The following is a 21113-nucleotide window of genomic DNA, read 5'->3' on the forward strand; positions in this document are numbered from 1 at the left end:
ATCGACGGGTCACCCTCGCGCAAGGTCGTCGAAAACGGGATCAATGCGCTCAAGGCTGTCTGGCACCGCGGCGCGGTCGATGCCGATGGCAAGACCGGCGATGGCGCGGGCATCCATGTGCAGATCCCGGTTCAGTTCTTTTATGATCAGGTCCGCCGCACCGGCCATGAGCCGCGCATGGATCAGCTGATGGCGGTCGGTCAGGTATTCCTGCCGCGCACCAATTTCGGCGCGCAGGAAACCTGTCGGACCATCGTGGAATCCGAAGTGCTGCGGATGGGCTACTATATCTATGGCTGGCGCCATGTGCCCGTTGATGTGAGCGTTCTGGGCGACAAGGCCAACGCGACCCGCCCCGAGATCGAACAGATCATCATCTCGAACGCCAAGGGTGTCGATGTCGAGACCTTCGAGCGCGAGCTTTACGTCATCCGCCGCCGGATCGAGAAAGCCGCACAGGCCGCCGGCATCCGCGAGATGTACATCTGTTCTCTGTCGTGCCGGTCGATCATCTACAAGGGCATGATGCTGGCCCAGGATGTGGCCAATTTCTACCCCGACCTGATGGATGCGCGGTTCGAGAGCGCTTTCGCGATCTATCACCAGCGCTATTCGACCAACACCTTTCCGCAGTGGTGGCTGGCCCAGCCGTTCCGCATGCTCGCCCACAACGGCGAGATCAACACGCTGAAGGGCAACGTCAACTGGATGAAAAGCCACGAAATCCGCATGGCATCGACCTATTTCGGCGAGATGGCCGAGGATATCAAGCCGATCATCCCGCAGGGGGCATCCGATTCGGGCGCGCTTGACGCCGTGTTCGAGGTTCTGGTGCGCGCGGGCCGCATCGCGCCCATGGCCAAGACCATGCTGGTGCCCGAAGCCTGGTCGAACACCGCCACCGAATTGCCCAAGGCGTGGCAGGACATGTATTCCTATTGCAATTCCGTGATGGAACCCTGGGATGGCCCCGCCGCGCTGGCCATGACCGATGGCCGCTGGGTCTGTGCGGGGCTCGATCGCAACGGGCTGCGGCCGATGCGCTATGTCGTGACCGGCGAAGGCATGCTGATCGCGGGCTCCGAGGCCGGCATGGTGCCTGTCAACGAGGCGACCGTGATCGAAAAGGGCGCGCTTGGCCCCGGCCAGATGATCGCGGTCGACATGGCCGAGGGGCGGCTTTTCCACGACACCGAGATGAAGGACCGTCTGGCCGCCTCTCGCCCCTTTGGCGAATGGGTGGGCAAGATCGTCGATCTGGCGGCCCAAACCCAGACACTGGCCGAAAAGGCGCTGTTCGAAGGCGCCGAGCTGCGCCGCCGTCAGCTGGCCGCTGGCTATTCCATCGAGGAACTGGAACAGATCCTTGCGCCCATGGCCGAGGATGGCAAGGAAGCGCTGGCATCGATGGGCGATGATACGCCTGCCGCCGTTCTGTCGAGCCTTTACCGCCCGCTGTCGCATTATTTCCGCCAGAACTTCAGCCAGGTCACCAACCCGCCGATCGACAGCTTGCGCGAATACCGCGTGATGAGCCTCAAGACCCGCTTCGGCAACCTCAAGAACGTGCTGGATGAAGACAGCAGCCAGACCGAGATTTTCGTTCTGGAAAGCCCCTTTGTCGCAAATGCCCAGTTCGAGCAGATGGTGGCGCAATTCAACGCCGATCACGTTGTCATCGATTGCACCTTTCCGGCCGACGGCAAGCCCGACGCCCTGCGTGAGGGGCTTGATCGGATCCGCCGCGCCGCCGAAGATGCGGTGCGCTCGGGCGCGGGCCATCTGATCCTGACAGATCAGGCTCAATCCGAGGGCAGGGTGGCCATGCCCATGATCCTGGCCACCAGCGCGGTGCATTCATGGCTGACGCGGCAGGGGCTGCGCACATTTTGTTCGCTCAACGTGCGGGCGGCCGAATGCATCGACCCGCATTATTTCGCGGTTCTGGTGGGCTGTGGCGCGACCACGGTCAATGCCTATCTGGCGCAAGACAGCATCGCCGACCGCATCCAGCGCGGCCTGATCGAGGGCACGCTGACCCAAGCGATGGCGCGCTATCGCACGGCGATCGATCAAGGCCTGCTCAAGATCATGTCCAAGATGGGCATCTCGGTGATTTCCTCCTATCGCGGCGGATTGAATTTCGAGGCTGTGGGCCTGAGCCGTGCCATGGTGGCCGAATATTTCCCCGGCATGGTCAGCCGCATTTCCGGCATCGGTGTCAGCGGTCTTCAGAAAAAGGCCGAGGAAGTGCATGCCAAGGGTTTCCTGCGCGGCGAAGGCGTGTTGCCCATCGGCGGCTTCTACAAGGCGCGGCGGTCGGGCGAAAAGCACGCCTGGGAAGCAACCTCGATGCATATGATGCAGGAAGCCTGCAACCGCGCATCCTATTCCTTGTGGAAGCAATATTCCCAAAAGATGCAGGCCAATCCTCCGATCCACCTGCGCGATCTGATGGATATCAAGCCTTTGGGCGCCCCTGTGCCGATCGACGAGGTGGAAAGCATCACCTCGATCCGCAAGCGGTTCGTGACGCCCGGGATGTCGCTGGGGGCCCTTTCCCCCGAGGCGCACAAGACGTTGAACGTCGCGATGAACCGGATCGGCGCGAAATCCGACAGTGGCGAGGGGGGCGAAGATCCGGCGCATTTCGTGCCCGAACCCAATGGCGACAATCCATCGGCCAAGATCAAGCAGGTGGCATCGGGGCGCTTCGGTGTGACCGCCGAATACCTCAATCATTGCGAAGAGCTGGAAATCAAGGTCGCCCAAGGCGCCAAGCCCGGCGAAGGCGGCCAGTTGCCCGGCATGAAGGTGACCGAACTGATCGCGCGGCTGCGCCATTCGACCAAGGGCGTCACGCTGATCAGCCCGCCGCCGCATCACGACATCTATTCGATCGAGGATCTGGCGCAGCTGATCTATGACCTCAAGCAGATCAATCCGCGCGCCAAGGTGACGGTCAAGCTGGTCGCATCGTCGGGGGTCGGCACGATCGCGGCCGGTGTGGCCAAGGCCAAGGCCGATGTCATCTTGATCTCCGGGCACAATGGCGGCACCGGGGCGAGCCCCGCCACCTCGATCAAATATGCGGGCCTGCCCTGGGAAATGGGCCTGACCGAGGCCCATCAGGTGTTGGCGATGAACAATCTGCGCGAGCGGATCACGCTTCGGACCGATGGCGGGCTGCGCACCGGGCGCGACATCGTCATGGCCGCGATGATGGGCGCCGAGGAATACGGCATCGGCACCGCCGCGCTGATCGCCATGGGCTGCATCATGGTGCGCCAGTGCCAATCCAACACCTGCCCGGTGGGGGTCTGCACCCAAGATGAAAGCCTGCGCGCCAAATTCACCGGCAATGCCGACAAGGTGGTGAACCTGATCACCTTTTATGCGCAAGAGGTGCGCGAAATCCTTGCCTCGATCGGGGCGCGGTCGATGGATCAGGTGATCGGGCGGGCCGATCTGTTGACACAGGTCAGCCGCGGCGCGGCGCATCTGGATGATCTGGACCTCAACCCGATGCTGATCACCGTCGATGGTGCGGACCGCATCAAATATGACCGCAACAAGCCGCGCAATGTGGTGCCCGACACGCTGGATGCCCAGATCGTGGCCGATGCCAAGCGGTTCCTGGAAGATGGTGAAAAGATGCAGCTGTCCTATGCGGTGCAGAACACGCTGCGCACCATCGGCACCCGCACGTCGAGCCACATCGTGCAGGCCTTTGGCATGCGCAACACGCTTCAGCCCGACCATCTGACGGTCAAGTTGCAAGGGTCCGCCGGCCAGTCGCTGGGTGCCTTTGCGGCGCCGGGCCTCAAGCTGGAGGTGACGGGCGACGCCAACGACTATGTCGGCAAGGGCCTGTCGGGCGGCATCATCGTGGTCAAGCCGGTGCAGGAAAGCCCGCTGGTCGCGCATGAGAACGTGATCATTGGCAACACGGTGCTTTACGGCGCAACCAACGGCCATCTTTTCGCTGCTGGCCGTGCCGGTGAGCGTTTCGCCGTGCGCAATTCGGGCGCATCGGTCGTGGTCGAAGGCTGTGGCTCGAACGGCTGCGAATACATGACCGGCGGGGTGGCCGTGATCCTTGGGCGGATCGGGGCCAATTTCGGTGCGGGCATGACCGGGGGCATGGCCTATCTTTACGATCCCGACGGGGCCGCAGGGGTGAACATGAACCTCGAGACCCTTGTTACCTGTGCGGTCACGGTCGCCCATTGGGAGGATCAGCTGAAAACCCTGATCGCGGCGCATCTGCGCGAGACAGGATCGCGGCGCGCCGCCGCAATCTTGCAGGATTGGGACAGCGAACGCGGCAATTTCCTGCAGGTCTGTCCCAAGGAGATGCTGGGCAAGCTGGCCCATCCGCTTGGGATCGAACGCAAGGCGGTTCCGGCGGAATAAGCCGCTGGTTTCCAAGACAAGGGGCCGCCCTCAGGGGCGGCCCTTTTTGCATCCCATCGCATCGCAACACGGTGTTGGCGCTGGTGCGTGTCTTGTCAGGCGATGACGAAATCCGCCTTGGCGTAGCCTTGGGCATAAAGCAGCGCCGTCAGATCCCCGTGGTTGATCGCATGTGGGGCCTGTGCCTGCACCACAGGTTTCGCGTGCACCGCGACACCCAGATGGGCGCGCATCAGCATGCCCAGATCATTGGCCCCGTCGCCAATGGCCAGCACATCAGCATCGCTCAAGCCCAGCTTTGCCGACAGATCATCAAGGGCGGCCACCTTGGCCTCGCGCCCCAGAACAGGTTCCGCGACCGTGCCGGCAAGCTGGCCGTTTTCGATGTGCAGCGTATTGGCCCGGTGTTCGTCAAAGCCCAGCCTGGCTGCGACCGCCTGGGTAAAGGCGGTAAACCCGCCCGAGACCAGCGCGGCATAGGCGCCATGCGCCTTCATCGTGGCCACCAGCGTGGCGCCGCCCGGCATCATCGTGATGCGCCGCGCCAGAACATCGCCGATCACGGTTTCCGGCAGGCCCTTGAGCAGCGCCACACGCGCTTTCAACGCGCCTTCGAAATCCAGTTCGCCATTCATCGCCCGCGCCGTGATCTCGGACACCTGTGGCCCGATCCCTGCGGCCACGGCCAATTCATCGATGCATTCCTGCCGGATCATGGTTGAATCCATATCCGCCAGCAGCAGCTTCTTGCGCCGCCCGATACTGGGTTGGGCAATCATGTCCACACCTTCGGCGGTCAGGCTGTCGCGGATATCGGCCATGGAGCCGGGCAATTTGCGCACCGCGAATTCAGCGGCGGTTTTCGGCGCAAGCCACAGCACATCGCCCCCGCCCATCGCATCGCGCAGCGTCCGCACCAGCGCGGGGTCCAGGATCATCGCGGGGTTGGTGATGAGGGTGACGGTAAACATGGCCAGATCGCGTGCTTTTGTGGTCATAGACCATGATCCGCCCGACAGGGCCAGAGGCTTTGGCGCTTGGCAGGCGGGGTGGAACGGCTATTTCGTATGACGCATATGGACAGGGGATGATGATGACACGGGCCATGATTGCGACAGCCGTTCTTGCGGTGATGGCGATGGCGGTGGGGCTGTTCGGGCTTGCCGCACCCCGCGCCGGGCTCAGCATCAGCACGGCACAGGTTGGTCAGACCCCGGTCACGGTCATGCGCCCGTCCGATGCCGAGGCGCCGGTGGTGGTGATCGCCCATGGCTTTGCCGGATCGCGGCAGTTGATGGCGGGCTGGCAGCTCAGCCTGGCGCGGGCGGGCTTTATCACGGTCAGCTTCGATTTCGAGGGCCATGGGCGCAACCCGGTCGCCATGTCGGGCGATGTCACCCGGATCGACGGCACCACACGGCTCTTGATGGAGGAGGTCGGACGCGTCACCGATTTCGCCCTGCGCTTGCCCGGCGCCGTGCCGCAGGTGGCGCTTGTGGGCCATTCGATGGCCTCCGATGTCGTTGTGCGTCAGGCGCTGGCCGATCCCCGCGTTGTGGCGGTGGTGGGTCTGTCGGTGTTCAGCGGCGCCATCACGCCCGATGCGCCGCAAAACCTGTTGATCCTGAACGGCGCATGGGAAAGCGCCTTGCGGGCCGAAGCCGTCCGCGTCATGGCCGAGATCGGCGCGCAGGAGGGTGAGACCATCGGCACCCCCGGCGCGGGCTTTGCCCGCCGCGCGGCGGCCGTGCCGATGGTCGAGCATGTGGGCATTCTTTATGCGCCAAGCGGTATCGCCGAAGGCATCGACTGGTTGTCCGCAAGCCTTGGGGTGCCGGCTCTGGCAGGGCCCGTCAGTTTGGGGCCGTGGATCATCCTGACGCTTTTTGGCGTGGTTTTGCTGGCCCGTCCGCTTGCCGCAACCCTGCCATTGGGGGCCGCGCCATGGCATCCCGACCGGCGGGTGTTCTGGATGCTGGCCGTGGGTCCGGCGTTGGTGACGCCGCTGATCCTTGCCCTGTTCGACACGCGCTTTCTGCCGGTTCTGGTGGCCGATTACCTTGCGCTGCATCTGGCGCTTTACGGGGCGCTGGTGATGGCGGGTGCGGCATGGGTGGGCGGTGTGCCCAAGGCGCGCGGCTGGATCTGGGGCGTGGGGCTGGCGCTTTACGGGATCATCGTCTTTGGCGGGATCATGGACCGCCATGTCGGCAGCTTCGTGCCGCATGCGGGGCGGATCGCGGTGATCGCGGCCATCTTGCCGGGGGCCGTTCTGGCGATGCTGGCCGATGCCGTCTTGTCCGAGGCGACGCGCGCCGCGCTTTGGCGGCGGGTGGTGGCGCGGGGCATGTTCCTGATCTCGCTCGGCGTGGCGGTGGCGCTGGATTTCGAGCGTCTGTTCTTTCTGGTCATCATCTTGCCCGTGATCGTTCTGTTTTACCTCAGCTTCGGGATGATGGGGCGGTTTCTGGGCCGGCGTACGGGATCGGTGGTGGCGGTGGGGCTGGGTCTGGGTCTGATCCTTGGCTGGGCCTTGGGCGTCACGTTCCCGATGTTCGATCCCGGTTCCTGAGGGCCGGTGCAGGCCCATGCCCGCCTATTCGTAGCCGGTCATCTCCAGATAGCCGCGACCCGGATGGGTTCCGGTCACGCGCACTGGCCCCTCCCAATAGGGGACCGAGACATCCATCCAGCTGTGCGGGTTGATCGCGCTGGCTGTCACGTCGAGCGCGCGATCGGGCAGCTCGATCCGCCACGTCGTGGGCACATCGCGCCCGGCGACACGGCTTTGTGCCAGCGGCGTCATGCTGAGCGCGCCGTCGCGATAGGACTGGCTTTGGCCATCGGGCGCGATCCATGTGGCGGCGGTAAAGGATGGTGCGGCCCGGTCACGCAGCGTGAAGCCCATCAGCCGCGCGCCATCGTCGAATTGCAGCGACACCCAATCCCAGCCGTCCTGCGTTTCCGACAAGGGTTGCGACGACCATTCGCGGTCAAGCCACGCCGTTCCCGTGACGGGGATCACCCCATCGTTCAGGGTGATGGTGCCGCTTAGGCTGTAGAAAGGTTGCGAATAGTAATAGCTGGCCTGACCTTGGGCCGATTTGACCGAATAGCCCGCTTGGCCGTGAAAGATCAGCGGCCCGGTTGTGGTCAGCGCCAGATCATGGGCAAAGCCATCGCCCCGGGCCGTGACGCGGAGCGCATCCAGCGCATCGGCCCCGGCGGGCGCGGTCGAGGTCATGGCCCAGTCGTCGATCCAAGCCGCAAAGGGTTCGGCTGTCACGCCCGCCTGACCGATGCCGCCCCGCGCCAGCCGTTCGGCGCTGAAATGACGGTCGGGCGTGGTCAGCCCGGCATGACCCATCCAGAGCTGCGAGCCATCCCAGCCTTGGGCGTCGTGGGGTGCAAGCGCCGAGCGAAACAGCGTCCATTGGGCGCCATAATCCGTGCCATCGGGGCCCGTCAGGCTTGCGGTCAGATACCACCATTCGATGCGGTAGCCGGGGTGTGGGCCGTGATCGGCGGGAAAATCGAAGATCGCTGGTGATTGCGGGATGGAAAAGCCCGCCGCCTCCGTGCCCAGCCCGGCAAAGCCCTGTGCCGTGGCTTGGCCCGCGATCAGCCACAACAGCGCGGCGTACAGACTAGGCTTCATGGGCAAAGACCTTGAGCAGGCGGCTGGGCGAAATGCGTGCCAGTCGCAACGCGGGCAGGGCCGCCGCCAGTGTGGCGGCGATCAGCGCAAGGCCCAACAGCCGCGCAGCATCGATGGGAAACACCTGCATCGGCAACCGCCAGCCAAAGGCCTGCACATTGATGACGGCCAGCAACATCCAGGCCAGCGCCAGACCCACAGGCAGGGCAAGCGCAAAGGTCAGACCGGCCAGGATCAGGCTTCGCGCCCATTCGAACCGCGCCAGCCGCGCCCGTGTGATCCCCAGCGCCCAGACCGGCGCCAGCTGTGCCAGCCGCATGTCGGCCAGTGTCACAAGCCCGGTCAACAGCGCGAAACCCGCCACCCCAAGGGTCAGCAGGTTCAGCGCCCCGGTGATCTGGAATGTCTGGTCAAAGACATCGACCGAAAAGCGCTTGATCTGGGTCTGGTTGATCACCGCATCGGCGGGCAGGCCGAAATCATCGCGCAAAATGCTGGCCAGACCGGCGGCCCTGTCCGGCGCGATGCGCAGCGCAAAGCGGGTGGGCGCGATATCCGGATGGATCGCGGCGAACCGGTCAAGCGTGACGATGGCCTGCGCCTGTGGGTTGCCGTAGTCGGAATAGACGCCAAGGATCGGCAAGCTGACACCGGGCGCGATCGTCAGGGCATCGCCGGGCGATAGCCGCGCAAAGCGGGCAAGCTGTTCGTTGATCAAGACACCATCGCCGGTGGCTAGCCTGTCCCATGCATCGGGCAATGCGGCGATCAGGGGCCAGTGATCGCGGAATGTGGCATGATCGGCTTGGCCATAGACGGCGCCGGGCCGCCCTGCGAGGGTCGCATCGGCCCAGACCACCGGCAGGACAGCATCCGTCCGGGGCGCCAGATAGGCGTGCAGCCGCGCGGCCTCGGCCGGGGTGGGGGCGGTGACGTAAAGCTCGGCCACAAGCCTTTGGTCAAGCCAGCCGACAAAGGTGGCGCGGAAGCTGCCCACCATGGTCGACACGCCGATATTGGCCGACAGCGCCAGCAACAGCGCCATCAGCGCCAAAGACAGCCCCGGCATCTGTTGGCGGGTATCGGCCAGGAGCCATTCGCCCAAGGGCCCGCGCGCGCGGCGTTGCGCCAATCGCAAAAGCGCCGTCAGCGTCACGGGCAGCAACAATGCCGCGCCCAGAAACAGGCAGGCCACAGCGCCAAAGCCGGTGATCAGCGCGCCGCCCCAAAGCGCCAGCGCGCCGGATGCCGCCAGAAGCACCACCGCCACCATCGCCTGGCCGCGCATCAGCCGGGCGCTGGCCTGACCCCATGCCTCGGGGCGGGCGGTGGCAAGGATCGGCAGGCGCGCGGTGCGCCCCATGGCCTGTGCGGCCGCGATGGCGACACCCGCCAGCGTCATGACCAGCGCCGCCCCCGCCCATGCAGGATCAAAGGACAGCGTTCCGGGCAGATCGGCACCGTAAAGCCCGCGCAAGGTGCCCGCCACGCCGGGCATCAGCGCGGCCGCAATCGCATAGCCAAGGATCAGGCCCGCCAGACCCGACACCAGCCCCAGCACCGCCAGCTCCAGCCCAAAGGCGGTCAGAAGACTGCGCAACGGAAGGCCCAGCGCGCGCAGCGTTCGGATGGTCGCGCGGCGTTGTTCAAAGGCCAGACCGATGGCGGCATGCACGATGAACAGCCCCACCGCAAAGGCCAGCAGCCCAAAGGCCGTCAGGTTGAGGTGAAAGCTGTCGGTCAGCTGTGCCGGGTCGGCGCGCTGTTCGGGGGCAACGCGCTGCAGGGTCGTGGCCGTGGCGAGCAGCGGAAGATGCGCGGGCTGAACCGGGGCCACCAACAGATAAGAGGGGTCGGATTGGCCCAAAAGACGCGACGCGGTGCCGATATCGGCAAGTGCGGCACCCGGTGGAATGGTGTCGGTCACGCGGATCGGCGGCAGATCGGGGGGCAGGGCGGCGGTGGCGGTGTCTTGCGTCATCAGCAACAGACCGGGCGCGGTGAAAAACCCCGTCAGATCAAGTCCCGCATCGCCAAGTGTCGGTGTGTTCGCTTCGGGTGGGGCGGTCAGCGGGTCGATGCCCAGCAGCCTCAGCCGCGCGTCACCCGCGCGCAATTCCCCCGAGATGACCGGCGACACGAGATAGCCGGCGCGGCGCAGCGCGACATATTCGGCCAGCGGCACCGGGCGGCCATCGGGGCTTTGCAGCCGGTCGAGCCGGTCCTGACCCAGCGTGGCGGCGGCGGTCGCATAGGCGGCGCGGGCCTGAGCATTGATCGCCTGCACGCCCGACCAAAGCGCCGTGGCCAGCGCCAGCCCCAGAACCAGCATTGCAAATTGGCCAGGATGGCGCCGCCAGTGGGACAAAAGGGTGAAAAGGGCGGTGCCAATCATGGCGCACTCAGACCGCGTTGGGCGCGGACAGTTGCCCGCGCGACAGGTGAAGCCGCCGGTCCAGACGCGCGGCCAGCCGGGTGGAATGGGTGACCATCATCAGCGCGGCCCCCGTTTCGCCCACCAGTTCCAGCATCAGATCCAGCACCGCGTCGCCGGTCGCCTCGTCCAGATTGCCGGTGGGCTCATCGGCCAGGATCAGCATGGGGGCATGGGCAAGCGCACGGGCGATGGCTACCCGCTGTTGCTGGCCACCCGACAATTCCTCGGGGTAGCGGCCCAGCATCTCGGACAGGCCAAGCCGACGGGCCAGCATCGCATCGCGGGCCGGGTCGTGATGGCCGCCCAACCGCGCCTGAAAGGCGATATTCTGTGCCACGCTCAGCGATGGGATCAGGTTGAATTGTTGAAACACCAGCCCGATCCGGTCGCGGCGCAGTGCGGCACGCGCGGCATCATCCAGCCCCGATATCTCTTGCCCAGACAGCCGGATGGAGCCTTGATCCGGCGTATCAAGGGCGGCGGCCAGATGCATCAGCGTGCTTTTGCCCGACCCGCTTTCCCCCGTCAGCGCCAAGGTCTGCCCATGCGCCAGCGCAAGCGACACGTCCCGCAGGACCGCGACGGTGCCATAGGCTTTGCTCAGCCGCTCGATTTCCAACACCTTGCTCATGGGGTGCTACCTAGCGGCCGCGCGGCCCAGTGGAAGGGAAGGGGTCAGCGAAAGCGGACCGGAAGCGAAAAGGCATAGCTTGCCTCGGTCAGCCCATCAGGGGCCGGGGGAAAGCGGCCTGCCCGGCGCACAGCGGACATCGCGGCTTGGTCCAGAATGGCATCGCCCGAAGACCGCGCGACCGACAACTCCGCCAGATCGCCACCGCGCGTAAGTTTCAGCGCAAGCGTGACCTGACCCGAGGTGTTGACGCGCGGTCGCGCACGTTCGATCCGCGCCATGATCTGCCCGCCCCATTGCGCCATCAGGTTTTGGTGGTGGGATTGGCTTGGCGCGGGGTTGATCTGTTCGGGCGCGGATGCGCTGCCGCTGATCGCCCCCCCACCTTGGCCTTGTGCCGTGCGGGCGGCCTGCGGTGCCGAGGGTGGCGGCGCGCTGGCGGCAACCGGGCGCGGTGTGGGGCGCGGTGATTGTTCCATTGCGCGATCCATTGCCGGGGGCGGTGCGGTATCGGTGATGTCGGGGGCAAGCGGTGGCATGTCCGGCGGGGGCAACAGTGGCGTGGTGGGCAACGACAGCTGTGGGGCGGCGGTGTCGAAAGCTGGCGCTTGGGGCGGGTTGGCGGGTGCCGCAAGGTGCGGGGCGGTCGGGCTGGTTGCGGCTTGCGGCGGTTCTGCCCATCTGGCGGCAAGGGCGGCCATGCTGTCGGGGGCGGCGGCCAGCGTGATCTGGTCGGCGCCAGTGTCGCCCTGTGCTTGCGACCCGCCGGGGCTGTTGCCAAAACCCATCATCACCCCGGCATGCACCATCGCCGAAAGCCCAAGAAAGGCGATGATTTCGGCCGCGCGCCTCATGGCGTCACCGTGATCAGCCGGATATCGGTGATGCCAAGCGCGGCCAGTTCCGGCAAAAGCCGCGCCAGATCGGCGGCCGGATACGCGGCATCGGCAAGGATCGGCAGCGACCCCTTGGGTGGGGTTGCCGCCAAATCGGCCATCGCCGCATCGCCCATCGCACCGCCATAGGCCCGCATCCCGTCAGCATCGATGTAAAGCGTGCGGGGCTCGCGATCGGCGCGGGGCATATCGGCCGTGGGTGCCGCGATGGGCAGCGGGGGGGGTGGCGTCAGGCTGGCGGTCATCAGGAAAAAGACCAACAGCAAGAACACCACATTGATCATCGGCACGATGGCGCGATCCTGTGGCATGCGCGTCTTGCGGTGAGGGGCGAAATTCATGGCGCCACCAGAACCAGATTGGTAAAACCATCCGCCCTGAGCCCTGACATCACGTCAAGCAAGCGTTGCAACGACACAGCGTCGCCCGGCCGGATCACGATGGGGTCTGTTGCCGTCTCGGTCAGGCGTGACAGCGCGCGGCCCAAGGCCTCGGGGGTGATCGCGCCGCCGTTCAGGCGCAGACCATCCGCCGTGATCTCCAGCAAACGCGGCGGGCCTTGCCAATCCTGGGCAACCCCGGCCCCGATGGCCAGATCCAGCGCGCCATCCTGACCGAAGCGGGCGGCCAGCATGAAAAACACCAAGAGCAGAAACACCACATCGATCATCGGCGTCAGGCTGGGGCGGCGGCGCGCCGGGGATGGGGCAAAGCGAAAGCTCATGGGCGCTGTGCGCCCCCGCGGGTAAAGATGCGGGTGGCGTCGCTTTCCATCTCCGCCTGAAGCCGGTCGGCGATGCTGTCGAACCATGTCAGCGCCGCGGCGGCGGGAATGGCCACGGCCATGCCTGCGGCGGTGGTCAAGAGCGCCTCCCAGATACCGCCGGCCAATGTGGCTGGATCGGTCTGGCCGCCCGCGTCCTGCAGGGCCTGAAAGGCGGCGATCATGCCCAGAACCGTGCCAAGCAGACCCAGAAGCGGCGCGATGGTCACGATCAGGTCAAGCGGCCGCAGCCCGCCGCGCAGTTCGGCCAGAAGCGCGCGGGCGATGCGCGTGGTTTCCTCGCGCGCGCCATCGGGTGTCAGCGCCGCATCGCCATGGGCGGTCATCGCGGCATGGGCCAGCCGCGCCCGGACCGAAGCGCGGGGTGCAAGCCGCGCCAAGGCCGCCGGGCTGTCACCCGCTTGCCACAGCGCGATCGCCTCGGCTGTGACGCGCCCGCCCGACCATGCGCCCAGAGATGAAAGGCGAAACAGTTTCCACAAGATCAAGCCCAAGGTCAGCACCGACAGCGCCGCGATGGCCCAGATCACCGGGCCACCCCGCATCAGGAAATCAGGCAGAGCGAAATCGGTCATGTCAGCACCTCGAGCGGCTGAAAGATGATCCCATCGGGCCCCTGCGCCATATGGGCGGAAATGCCAAAGACCTGTGCAAGGTTCGCGCGTGTCAGAACCTCGGTTGCCGGGCCATCGGCATGGATGCGGCCCTTGTGCATCAAGATCAGCCGCGTGCAATGGCGCGCGGCCAGCCCCAGATCATGTAGCGATACCAGAACCGCCTTGCCCTGTTGCGCCAGCCGGGCAAATGCCGCCATGGCGGCGATCTGGTGACCGGGATCAAGACCTGCCGTCGGCTCATCAGCCAGGATCAGCGGCGTATCCTGAGCGAGCGCGCGGGCGATCAGGACGCGGGCCTGTTCGCCCCCCGACAAGGCGGTGGCCGCGCGTGTTTCGAAGCCGGTCAGGTCCATGGTGGCCATGGCCCGCGCCACAGCGGCACGGTCGGCATCATCGGGGCGCTGACCGGCCGCCAGATGCGGGATGCGGCCCAGCATCACCAGCGTTTCCACCGCGATGGGCCAGGCGATCTCGCGCGATTGCGGCAGCCAGGCGGCATGGCGCGCGCGCCGCGCCGGGCCCAGCGCGCTGAGCGAGGATTGGCCCGCCGCATGTGGCAACAGCCCCAACGCACCCCGCATCAGGCTGGTCTTGCCCGCACCATTGGGGCCGATCAGCCCGACCATCTCGCCGGCTTGGATGGTCAGCGTCGCGGCATCGACCACCGGGCAATCGCCCCGCTTCACGGTCAGCCGCTCAAGCCGCAACAGCGTCATGGCTCGGCCCTCCGGGTCTTGTAGATCAGGTGCAGAAACAGCGGCGCGCCGATGATCGCCATCACCACCCCAAGCTGCAGCTCACGCTGGGGCAGGATCAGCCGCACCGCGATATCGGCCAAAAGCACCATCGTCGCGCCCCCCAGCGCCGAGGCGGGCAGCAGCACCGAGGGGCGTGCGCCCACCAGTGGCCGCAACAGATGCGGCACGACCAGCCCGACAAAGCCGATGGCGCCCGCCACGGCGGTGGCCGCCCCCACACAGGCCGCCACCCCCAGCACCAGCCGCAGCCGCAACCGCGCAAGCCCGATGCCCATGGCGGCGGCCGCATCCTCGCCCAGGCTCAGCGCATCGAGGCCCCGGCCCAGCGGCACCAACAGCGCCCAGCCCAGCACCATGAAGGGCGCGGCCAGCCACAGATGCGAAAACGACCGATCCGCCAGCGACCCCATCAGCCAGAACACGGTTTCCGCCGTCGCAAAAGGGTTGGGCGACAGGTTCAGCACCAGCGACATCAGCGCCCCCGCCAGGGCCGAAATGGCGATCCCCGCCAGGATCAGCGTCAACGACCCGCCGCGCGGCCCCGCGAGCGTCAGGATCAACAGCACCGCGATCACCGCGCCCGCCAGCGCCGACAGCGGCAGGGCCAGCGCGAAAGCGGCGGCAAAGCCTGTCTGCATCGCGATGACAGCACCCAGCGCCGCCGAACCCGACACCCCGATCAGACCTGGTTCGGCCAGGGGATTGCGCAGATATCCCTGCAACGCCGCACCCGACAGCCCAAGGCTTGCGCCCACCATCACGGCCAGCATCGCGCGCGGCAAACGGATTTCGCGCATCACCAGCGTGACGGCCTCACCCTGCCCGGTGACAAGCGCGCTCAGGCTTTCGCCAAGGCCGAAACCCGCCGGGCCGGTCAGGAGCGAGACCATGAACAGCGCCAATGTGAGCAGGGCCAATAGGGGGAACAGCGCGCGGGTCATGGCGCGGCCTCGATCCTTTGGCGCATCTCGACCAGTGCGCGCAGCGCGGCAATCACGCGCGGTGTGCCACAGGCCCAGTCGGGGCCGCTTTCATGGCCCGCACCCCCCGCGATCAGGGCGGCCAGAGCGGGGTGATGCATCAATTCCTCGGCCCGCGAGGCGCCGGGATAGGGGCGGTCGCGGATGATCAGATCAGGGGCGGCCAGCACCAGCAATTCCAGCGCGATCTGGCCCGTGGCGCTGGGCGTCAGTTCGGTCGCGATATTGCGAAACCCCGCCCGTGTCAGGATTTCATGCGAAAGAGAGCCCTCGCCGAGGCTATAGCCATTGGGGAAATAAATCACTGCGCGCGGCCCGTCCTGCGGCGCGGTAAGCGTGGCAAGATCACTCTCGAACTGGTCGATCAGAGCCTTTGCCGCGTCTTGTCGGCCAAGCAGATCGCCAAAGCGGCGCAAGCGATCAGGGATGTCGGAGAGCGCGCGCACCCCTTCGACCTGTTCCACCCGAATACCCAGCCGCCGCAGCATCGCCAGCGCGGCGGGGTCGGTCCAGGGGTCGGCCAGCACAAGATCGGGGGCAAGCAGGTAAATCTCTTCGGCGCTGCCATGGTTGAGCGGGTAAGCCGCCGCCAGATCGGCCAGGGGCGAGGTGACGGGATCGGCCGAGATATAGCTGACCGACACAAGCTGACCGGGTGCCGCCAGCATCAGCGCGAATTGATCGGTGCACAGGTTCATGGAAACCACCCTTTGCGGTGGGTCCTGCGCGCCCAAAGGCCCCGCCACAAGGGCGAGACCAAAGGCAAGGGCGCGCAAGGGGCGCATCAGAAGCGCGACCTCAGGCCAAGGTAGACCGCCCGGTCCGACGTGCCGTAGCCCCGCCGCGTCTGGTATTCCGCGTCAAGCAGGTTGTGGAGCCGCAGATAGGCCTCGACACCGTCCGAAATCTCATGACCGACGGATGCGTTGACCAGCGTGTAATCGGGCAGTGGCAAGCCGCCCTCCAAGGTGCCGATCACGCGCCGAGCCGTAAGGCTGCCAGCCCAGCCCGTGCCCCAGGTCGTGTCGATCCCCAGAACGATGTCATGTTCCGGAATGAGAGTCAGAGGCGCACCCGTGCCGCTTCTGGCGTCGGTGTAGGTGTAGGCTCCGGTGAGCATCAGCGCGTCGGTGATGGGCAGTTGCCCGCTAATCTCAAGGCCGCGACGCCGCGATTTGCCGGCCACGTTGAAAAGCGTTGCCGGTGCCGGCGCAACCATCGGCGGGCAACCCGGATCAGCGACGAAATAGGCCGAGCAATAGGTGATGAGATTGTCGACATCGAGTTGAAACAGCGTTGCACCGATCCGGCCCCCGCCCGCAAAGGCATAGTCAGAGCCGATTTCCGCCGAGAAGCTTTCTTCGGCCACGAGGTCAGGGTTTCCGATGAAGTCCGACTCCGGGTAGGCGCCGAACAGTTCGTCGATCGAAGGCGGCCGGTATCCGGTTCCGACAGCACCCCGGAGCACGAGAGCCTCGGACGGCCGAAACGCGAAGGCAAGACGGCCGGTCGTTTGTCCGCCAAAGCGGGAATGGTCATCCCGCCGCAGCGTGGTTGTCAGATCGAATTGATCGCTGGGCGACCAGATCGCTTCGGAAAAGACACCAAATGTGTCAACGGTGGCACTGCCGCCCGGAACGCTTGCGGCAATGCCGGTTTCGCGCATGGCATTTGCACCAAGAGCCAGCTGAAGCGCAGAAGAAAGCTGGCCCGATGCCGTATAGTCGAAGGCCAGCCGCCGCCCGCTGAAGGTATTGTCGAAGGGCGACAGATACCCCGGTGCGCCCGCACCAAGGGTCAGGGATGCATTGCGCCGATCAACACGATAGATACCCAGTGCCGCGTCGTGATCCCACGCGCCAAGCGTCCCTTCGGCATAGGCCCGAAGGCCGTAGGCGTCGCGCGTGCCGAAATCATCGCCAACGGAACCATCGACGGGACTGTCATGGAATTCGTCGGCGTCCGACCGCCCGGTTTCGATGAACCCGTTCAGGCCAAAGGCAAGGCTGCCGTTTACCTCATGTTTCATCCCAAAGCTCAGGCGCGAACGCTCGAAGCTATCGGTTTCGGTGTTCCCGGCATTTTCATCGGCGGCTGAAAATCCGTCGCTTTGGATGTGATCGAGCCCAAGGTTCAAGGTCACGGGCCCATTGCGTTGGGTAAGCCCGTAGCTGAGGGCGACAGTGTTGTAGCTGCCGGCCTCGATCGTGGCGGTTTGGGTCGTGCCCTCGGGCGCTTCGGTGCCTGCGATGGTCGAAATGTTGATGACGCCACCCACGGCGGTGCCGCCGTAGAGCGCCGATTGCGAGCCGCGCAGCACCTCGATTCGGCGGATCGCGCCGGTGGTCAGGCCGCCAAAATCTTCGTAAGAAATTGTTGGGCTGGCAGGGTCTGTGACAAGGATGCCATCAATATAGACGCTGATGTATCGGCCTTGCGCGCCACGGATTCGGATATCGGCAACGCTGCCTTGCGGGCCGGTTTGCCAAAGGCTGACACCGGACAGACGGGCCAGAACCTCGGTCAGTTGCAGATCACCGGTGTTTTGAAGATCGTCTTGCGTGATGACCGTGACAGAGTTGCCGATGCGATCCAATTCGGTTTGGGTTGCATTCACCGAAAACACGATCTCATCCAGATCGAAGACGGATTGCGCCGGGGCAATGGCGGGAAAAAGCAGCGCTGGGATCAGCGCGGCGGATAGGTGTTTCATCATCGGTCCCCCGATATGGGCCGCAAACGGGCCCGGAGTGGTTCACGGATGTTCTTTGGGGGAGACACGAGGCTGTGACCCTCCCGCGAACGGCGGAGGTGTCACCACAACGGAAGGGTCCGTTGCCCATGGCGCCCACCGCGCCCGGACAGGGTGATCACTTCGGCAGGTCTCCTGACTAGCGGGTCATCGCGTGGGCCGGGCCTTCCCGGGGGGGTCCCCAGTGGCATATGCCGGTCACGCTCGCCGCTTACAGTTGCGGGGGCAGTCGCGGATTTGCACCGCGTTCCCTTTTCACCGGATGGTTGTGCCACCCAGACCGAAGCACAACCTTGATACCGGCGGATGGCCACCCATGGCAAGCCCACAGGCGACCTGTCATGCGCCGATACCGAAATTACCCCAGCCCGGTTGCATCCGGCGCCGCCTTGCGTCTTGCTGCCTCAAACACCGGGAGAGACCACCATGCCCATCACCGATTGGGACGATGCCTATGCCAATGCCGCCCATATTCCGGGGTCTGAACGGTTCCTGACCGAATGGCCCGCGCGCACCGCTGCCCTGCGCGCGCGCCACCCGCCCGAGCGGTTTAGTTACGGGCCCGGCGCGCGGCAGTGGATCGATCTTTATCGCCCCGCAACCGCCGGTCAGGGCCTGACCGTGATCGTGCATGGTGGCTACTGGATGCGCTTTTCACCCGAGGATTTCGGCTTTCTGGCCGAGGGACCGCTGGCCCATGGGCAAAGCGTGGCGATGGTCAGCTACACGCTGGCGCCCGAAACGCGGATTTCCCGGATCACCATCGAGATCGCCGCCGCCCTGGCCCTGGCTGCCCGCGTCGTTGCGGGACCGATCCGGTTGGCCGGGCATTCGGCAGGCGGGCATCTGGTGTCGCGCATGGGTTGCGAGGGCGCGCTGGCGCCTGAACTGGCGGCACGGCTTGTCCATATCGTTTCGGTCTCGGGTGTACATGATCTCAGGCCGCTGTTGCGCACCCAGATGAACGCCACCCTGGGGCTGGACACGGCCGAGGCCGCCACCGAAAGCCCCGCCTTGCTGATCCCGCGTGAGGGGCTGAAGATCACCTGTGCCGCAGGCAGCGCAGAGCGCCCGGAATTCCTGCGCCAGAATGATCTTTTGGCGAATATCTGGTGGGGGATGGGGGCAGATGCCCGGGCCTTGCATTTGCCCGGCCGGCATCATTTCGACGTGATCGACGCGCTTGCGGCCCCTGATGGGATACTGACGCGGATGTTGCTGGATCAGAGCCTGTCGTAAAGCCCGCCGATTGTGGTTTTCAGATTGGCCCGATCTTCGGGGCCAAGCTCGTCCAGAAGCGTGGTCTCGATCTCGCGCGCCACGAATTTCAGGCGCGCGACCTCGGCCAGGCCTTTGTCGCTGAGCTTGACCACCAGACGACGCCGATCGCAGCTGTCGCGCACGACCGAGATCATCTCCAGATCCTCGAGCCGCCGCTGGGCGCGGCTGACGCGGGCGGCATCCATCGCGGTCAGGACGCACAGATCATGGCTGGAACAGGGTTGATGGCGTGGCAGCGCCATCATGATGCGCCATTCGGGAACCTGCATGCCGGCGCTTTCCATGATCATCTGAAACGCGCGTCCGGCAATCACGGACATCTGGAAAGGTAGAAAATCGGTCAGGTCGAAGGGGAGGGTTTGGGCTTGGTCTCTCACGCGCCATCCAATCTTGGGTTGTGTGCTGATGGTATTTTCATCTCCAAGTTTAATGCGCCGAATCGTGATCGGGCAAGCAAAATGTAAGCTTGAGTAGACAGTTTCAATTCTGACACATTGCAGCGCCTTGGGGATCGGGGGTCAATTTGCCCACCATCCGGGGCTGTTGACATCGCCTGTTTCCGATCGGGAACACATGCGGCGCGCAAGGGTCGAAATGCGACGCTATCGGCGCATTTTCCGGCTTGTGCAACCCGCGACGGCCCCGTAAACGCGGCGGTGGGACACCCCTCCCCAACGAGGGGCGTATATCTGTGAGGATATCACATCATGGCACTGACTGCACCGGCAACGCGCCCGATGAATGCGCGTTTTTCCTCTGGCCCTTGCGCCAAACCCCCCACATTCACGCTTGACACGCTGGCTGATGCCGCCCTTGGCCGGTCGCATCGCGCCTCTGTCGGCAAGGCCAAGCTCAAGGCCGCGATCGATCTGACGCGCGAGATTCTGGGCGTTCCGGCCGATTACCGCATCGGGATCGTCCCTGCCTCCGACACTGGCGCGGTCGAGATGGCCATGTGGTCGATGCTGGGCGCGCGGCCTTGCACCATGATCGCCTGGGAAAGCTTCGGGTCGGAATGGGTGTCCGATGTGGTCAAGCAACTCAAGCTCGACGCAACCGTGCTCAAGGCCGACTATGGCCGCATTGTCGATTTCGGATCGGTCGATTTCGACACCGATGTCGTCTTTACATGGAACGGCACGACCAGCGGCGTGCGCTTGCCAAACGGCGACGCGATCCCCGCTGACCGTCAGGGCCTGACGATTTGCGATGCGACAAGCGCCGCCTTTGCGCAGGATCTGCCGTGGGACAAGCTCGATGTCACGACATTCAGCTGGCAAAAGGTGATGGGCGGCGAGGCCGCGCATGGCATGCTGATCCTGAGCCCGCGCGCCGTCGCGCGGCTGGAAAGCTACACACCCGCATGGCCGCTGCCCAAGATTTTCCGCCTGACCAAGGGTGGCAAGCTGATCGAGGGCATTTTCGCGGGCGAGACGATCAACACCCCCTCGATGCTGGCGGTCGAGGATTATCTGGTGGCGCTTGCCTGGGGCAAGTCCATCGGCGGTTTGGCAGGCCTGATGGCGCGGGCCGATGCGAATGCGAAAGCGATTTTCGATTTCTGCGATGCGCGCGACTGGATCGACAATCTGGCCGAGGATCCCGCCACCCGGTCGAACACCAGCGTGTGCCTGAAATTCACCGATCCCCGCATCACCGATGGCGCGGCCTTTGCCAAGGCCATCGCCAAGCGGCTTGAGGGTGAGGGCGTGGCATTGGATATCGGGGCCTATCGCGACGCCCCCCCCGGCTTGCGCATATGGTGCGGCGCCACGGTGGAAACCGCCGATATCGCGGCCATGCTGCCCTGGCTCGACTGGGCCTTTCAGACCGAGATCGCGGCCTTGGCCAAGGCGGCCTGAGCCCTTTCATCTTTCCCCAAATACGCATGCGCCGGTCCGCC

Annotated in this window: 17 protein-coding genes and 1 riboswitch; of the genes, 4 read left to right on the top strand and 13 right to left on the bottom strand. The window is 65.3% G+C overall.

Features of this window, described 5'->3' with window-relative positions:
• Positions 1 to 4416, top strand: a 4416-nt coding sequence (gltB, locus tag Q0094_RS13895; RefSeq protein ID WP_297620820.1) for a glutamate synthase large subunit, incomplete at its 5' end; no start/stop codon positions are given.
• Between the two features lie 95 nt (positions 4417 to 4511).
• Here gltB and serB read toward each other — a convergent pair.
• Positions 4512 to 5387 carry a phosphoserine phosphatase SerB gene (serB, locus tag Q0094_RS13900; RefSeq protein ID WP_297620875.1) on the bottom strand — a complete coding sequence of 292 codons (876 nt, stop codon included), beginning with the start codon at positions 5385 to 5387 and terminating at the stop codon, positions 4512 to 4514.
• Positions 5388 to 5506: 119 nt separating this feature from the next.
• On the opposite strand from serB, the gene Q0094_RS13905 reads away from it, so the two are divergent.
• The gene (locus Q0094_RS13905; protein ID WP_297620823.1) at positions 5507 to 6988 is read left to right on the top strand and encodes an alpha/beta fold hydrolase; all 1482 of its coding nucleotides are present in this window, start codon (positions 5507 to 5509) and stop codon (positions 6986 to 6988) included.
• Positions 6989 to 7012: 24 nt separating this feature from the next.
• On the opposite strand, the gene Q0094_RS13910 is transcribed toward Q0094_RS13905, so the two are convergent.
• From Q0094_RS13910 to Q0094_RS13960, 11 genes are all read right to left on the bottom strand, one after another.
• Positions 7013 to 8074: a lipocalin-like domain-containing protein gene (locus Q0094_RS13910; protein WP_297620826.1), complete on the bottom strand. Its 1062-nt coding sequence runs from the start codon at positions 8072 to 8074 to the stop codon at positions 7013 to 7015.
• Positions 8064 to 10469 carry an FtsX-like permease family protein gene (locus Q0094_RS13915; RefSeq protein WP_297620829.1) on the bottom strand — a complete coding sequence of 802 codons (2406 nt, stop codon included), beginning with the start codon at positions 10467 to 10469 and terminating at the stop codon, positions 8064 to 8066. Before Q0094_RS13915 ends, Q0094_RS13910 begins: the two co-directional genes overlap by 11 nt.
• A 7-nt stretch (positions 10470 to 10476) precedes the next feature.
• The gene (locus Q0094_RS13920; protein WP_297620832.1) at positions 10477 to 11142 is read right to left on the bottom strand and encodes an ABC transporter ATP-binding protein; all 666 of its coding nucleotides are present in this window, start codon (positions 11140 to 11142) and stop codon (positions 10477 to 10479) included.
• Between the two features lie 44 nt (positions 11143 to 11186).
• Entirely contained in the window at positions 11187 to 11996 is an 810-nt protein-coding gene (locus Q0094_RS13925; protein WP_297620834.1) for an energy transducer TonB, read from the bottom strand.
• Positions 11993 to 12379, bottom strand: coding sequence for a biopolymer transporter ExbD (locus Q0094_RS13930; protein WP_297620837.1), 387 nt, complete (start codon positions 12377 to 12379; stop codon positions 11993 to 11995). The genes Q0094_RS13925 and Q0094_RS13930 overlap by 4 nt, the downstream gene beginning before the upstream one ends.
• Positions 12376 to 12762 (bottom strand): biopolymer transporter ExbD, encoded by a 387-nt coding sequence (locus Q0094_RS13935; protein WP_297620840.1) that lies wholly within the window; start codon positions 12760 to 12762, stop codon positions 12376 to 12378. The genes Q0094_RS13930 and Q0094_RS13935 overlap by 4 nt, the downstream gene beginning before the upstream one ends.
• Positions 12759 to 13397, bottom strand: a complete 639-nt coding sequence (locus tag Q0094_RS13940) for a MotA/TolQ/ExbB proton channel family protein (RefSeq protein ID WP_297620843.1) — start codon at positions 13395 to 13397, stop codon at positions 12759 to 12761. The genes Q0094_RS13935 and Q0094_RS13940 overlap by 4 nt, the downstream gene beginning before the upstream one ends.
• A complete protein-coding gene (locus Q0094_RS13945; RefSeq protein WP_297620847.1) occupies positions 13394 to 14155 on the bottom strand; it encodes an ABC transporter ATP-binding protein in 762 nt (253 codons plus the stop codon). The genes Q0094_RS13940 and Q0094_RS13945 overlap by 4 nt, the downstream gene beginning before the upstream one ends.
• The gene (locus Q0094_RS13950) at positions 14152 to 15138 is read right to left on the bottom strand and encodes an iron ABC transporter permease (protein ID WP_297620850.1); all 987 of its coding nucleotides are present in this window, start codon (positions 15136 to 15138) and stop codon (positions 14152 to 14154) included. Before Q0094_RS13950 ends, Q0094_RS13945 begins: the two co-directional genes overlap by 4 nt.
• Entirely contained in the window at positions 15135 to 15875 is a 741-nt protein-coding gene (locus tag Q0094_RS13955; RefSeq protein WP_297620853.1) for an ABC transporter substrate-binding protein, read from the bottom strand. The genes Q0094_RS13950 and Q0094_RS13955 overlap by 4 nt, the downstream gene beginning before the upstream one ends.
• 86 nt (positions 15876 to 15961) lie before the next feature.
• Positions 15962 to 17890: a TonB-dependent siderophore receptor gene (locus tag Q0094_RS13960; protein WP_297620856.1), complete on the bottom strand. Its 1929-nt coding sequence runs from the start codon at positions 17888 to 17890 to the stop codon at positions 15962 to 15964.
• A 146-nt stretch (positions 17891 to 18036) separates the two neighbouring features.
• A riboswitch (cobalamin riboswitch) is annotated at positions 18037 to 18229 on the bottom strand.
• Positions 18230 to 18355: 126 nt separating this feature from the next.
• Between Q0094_RS13960 and Q0094_RS13965 the strand changes: the two genes are divergently transcribed.
• Positions 18356 to 19168 (top strand): alpha/beta hydrolase fold domain-containing protein, encoded by an 813-nt coding sequence (locus tag Q0094_RS13965; RefSeq protein WP_297620858.1) that lies wholly within the window; start codon positions 18356 to 18358, stop codon positions 19166 to 19168.
• Here the strand turns inward: Q0094_RS13965 and Q0094_RS13970 are convergent.
• Positions 19153 to 19500, bottom strand: coding sequence for a MarR family winged helix-turn-helix transcriptional regulator (locus tag Q0094_RS13970; protein ID WP_297620861.1), 348 nt, complete (start codon positions 19498 to 19500; stop codon positions 19153 to 19155). The two genes, Q0094_RS13965 and Q0094_RS13970, sit on opposite strands and share 16 nt — an antisense overlap.
• Positions 19501 to 19917: 417 nt before the next feature.
• Here Q0094_RS13970 and Q0094_RS13975 point away from each other — a divergent pair, with 417 nt between their 5' ends.
• On the top strand, positions 19918 to 21072 hold the full coding sequence (locus tag Q0094_RS13975) for a phosphoserine transaminase (protein ID WP_297620864.1): 1155 nt from the start codon (positions 19918 to 19920) through the stop codon (positions 21070 to 21072).
• Positions 21073 to 21113 lie beyond the last annotated feature (41 nt).

This window comes from uncultured Roseicyclus sp. (assembly GCF_937892565.1).
Classification (GTDB): domain Bacteria; phylum Pseudomonadota; class Alphaproteobacteria; order Rhodobacterales; family Rhodobacteraceae; genus Roseicyclus.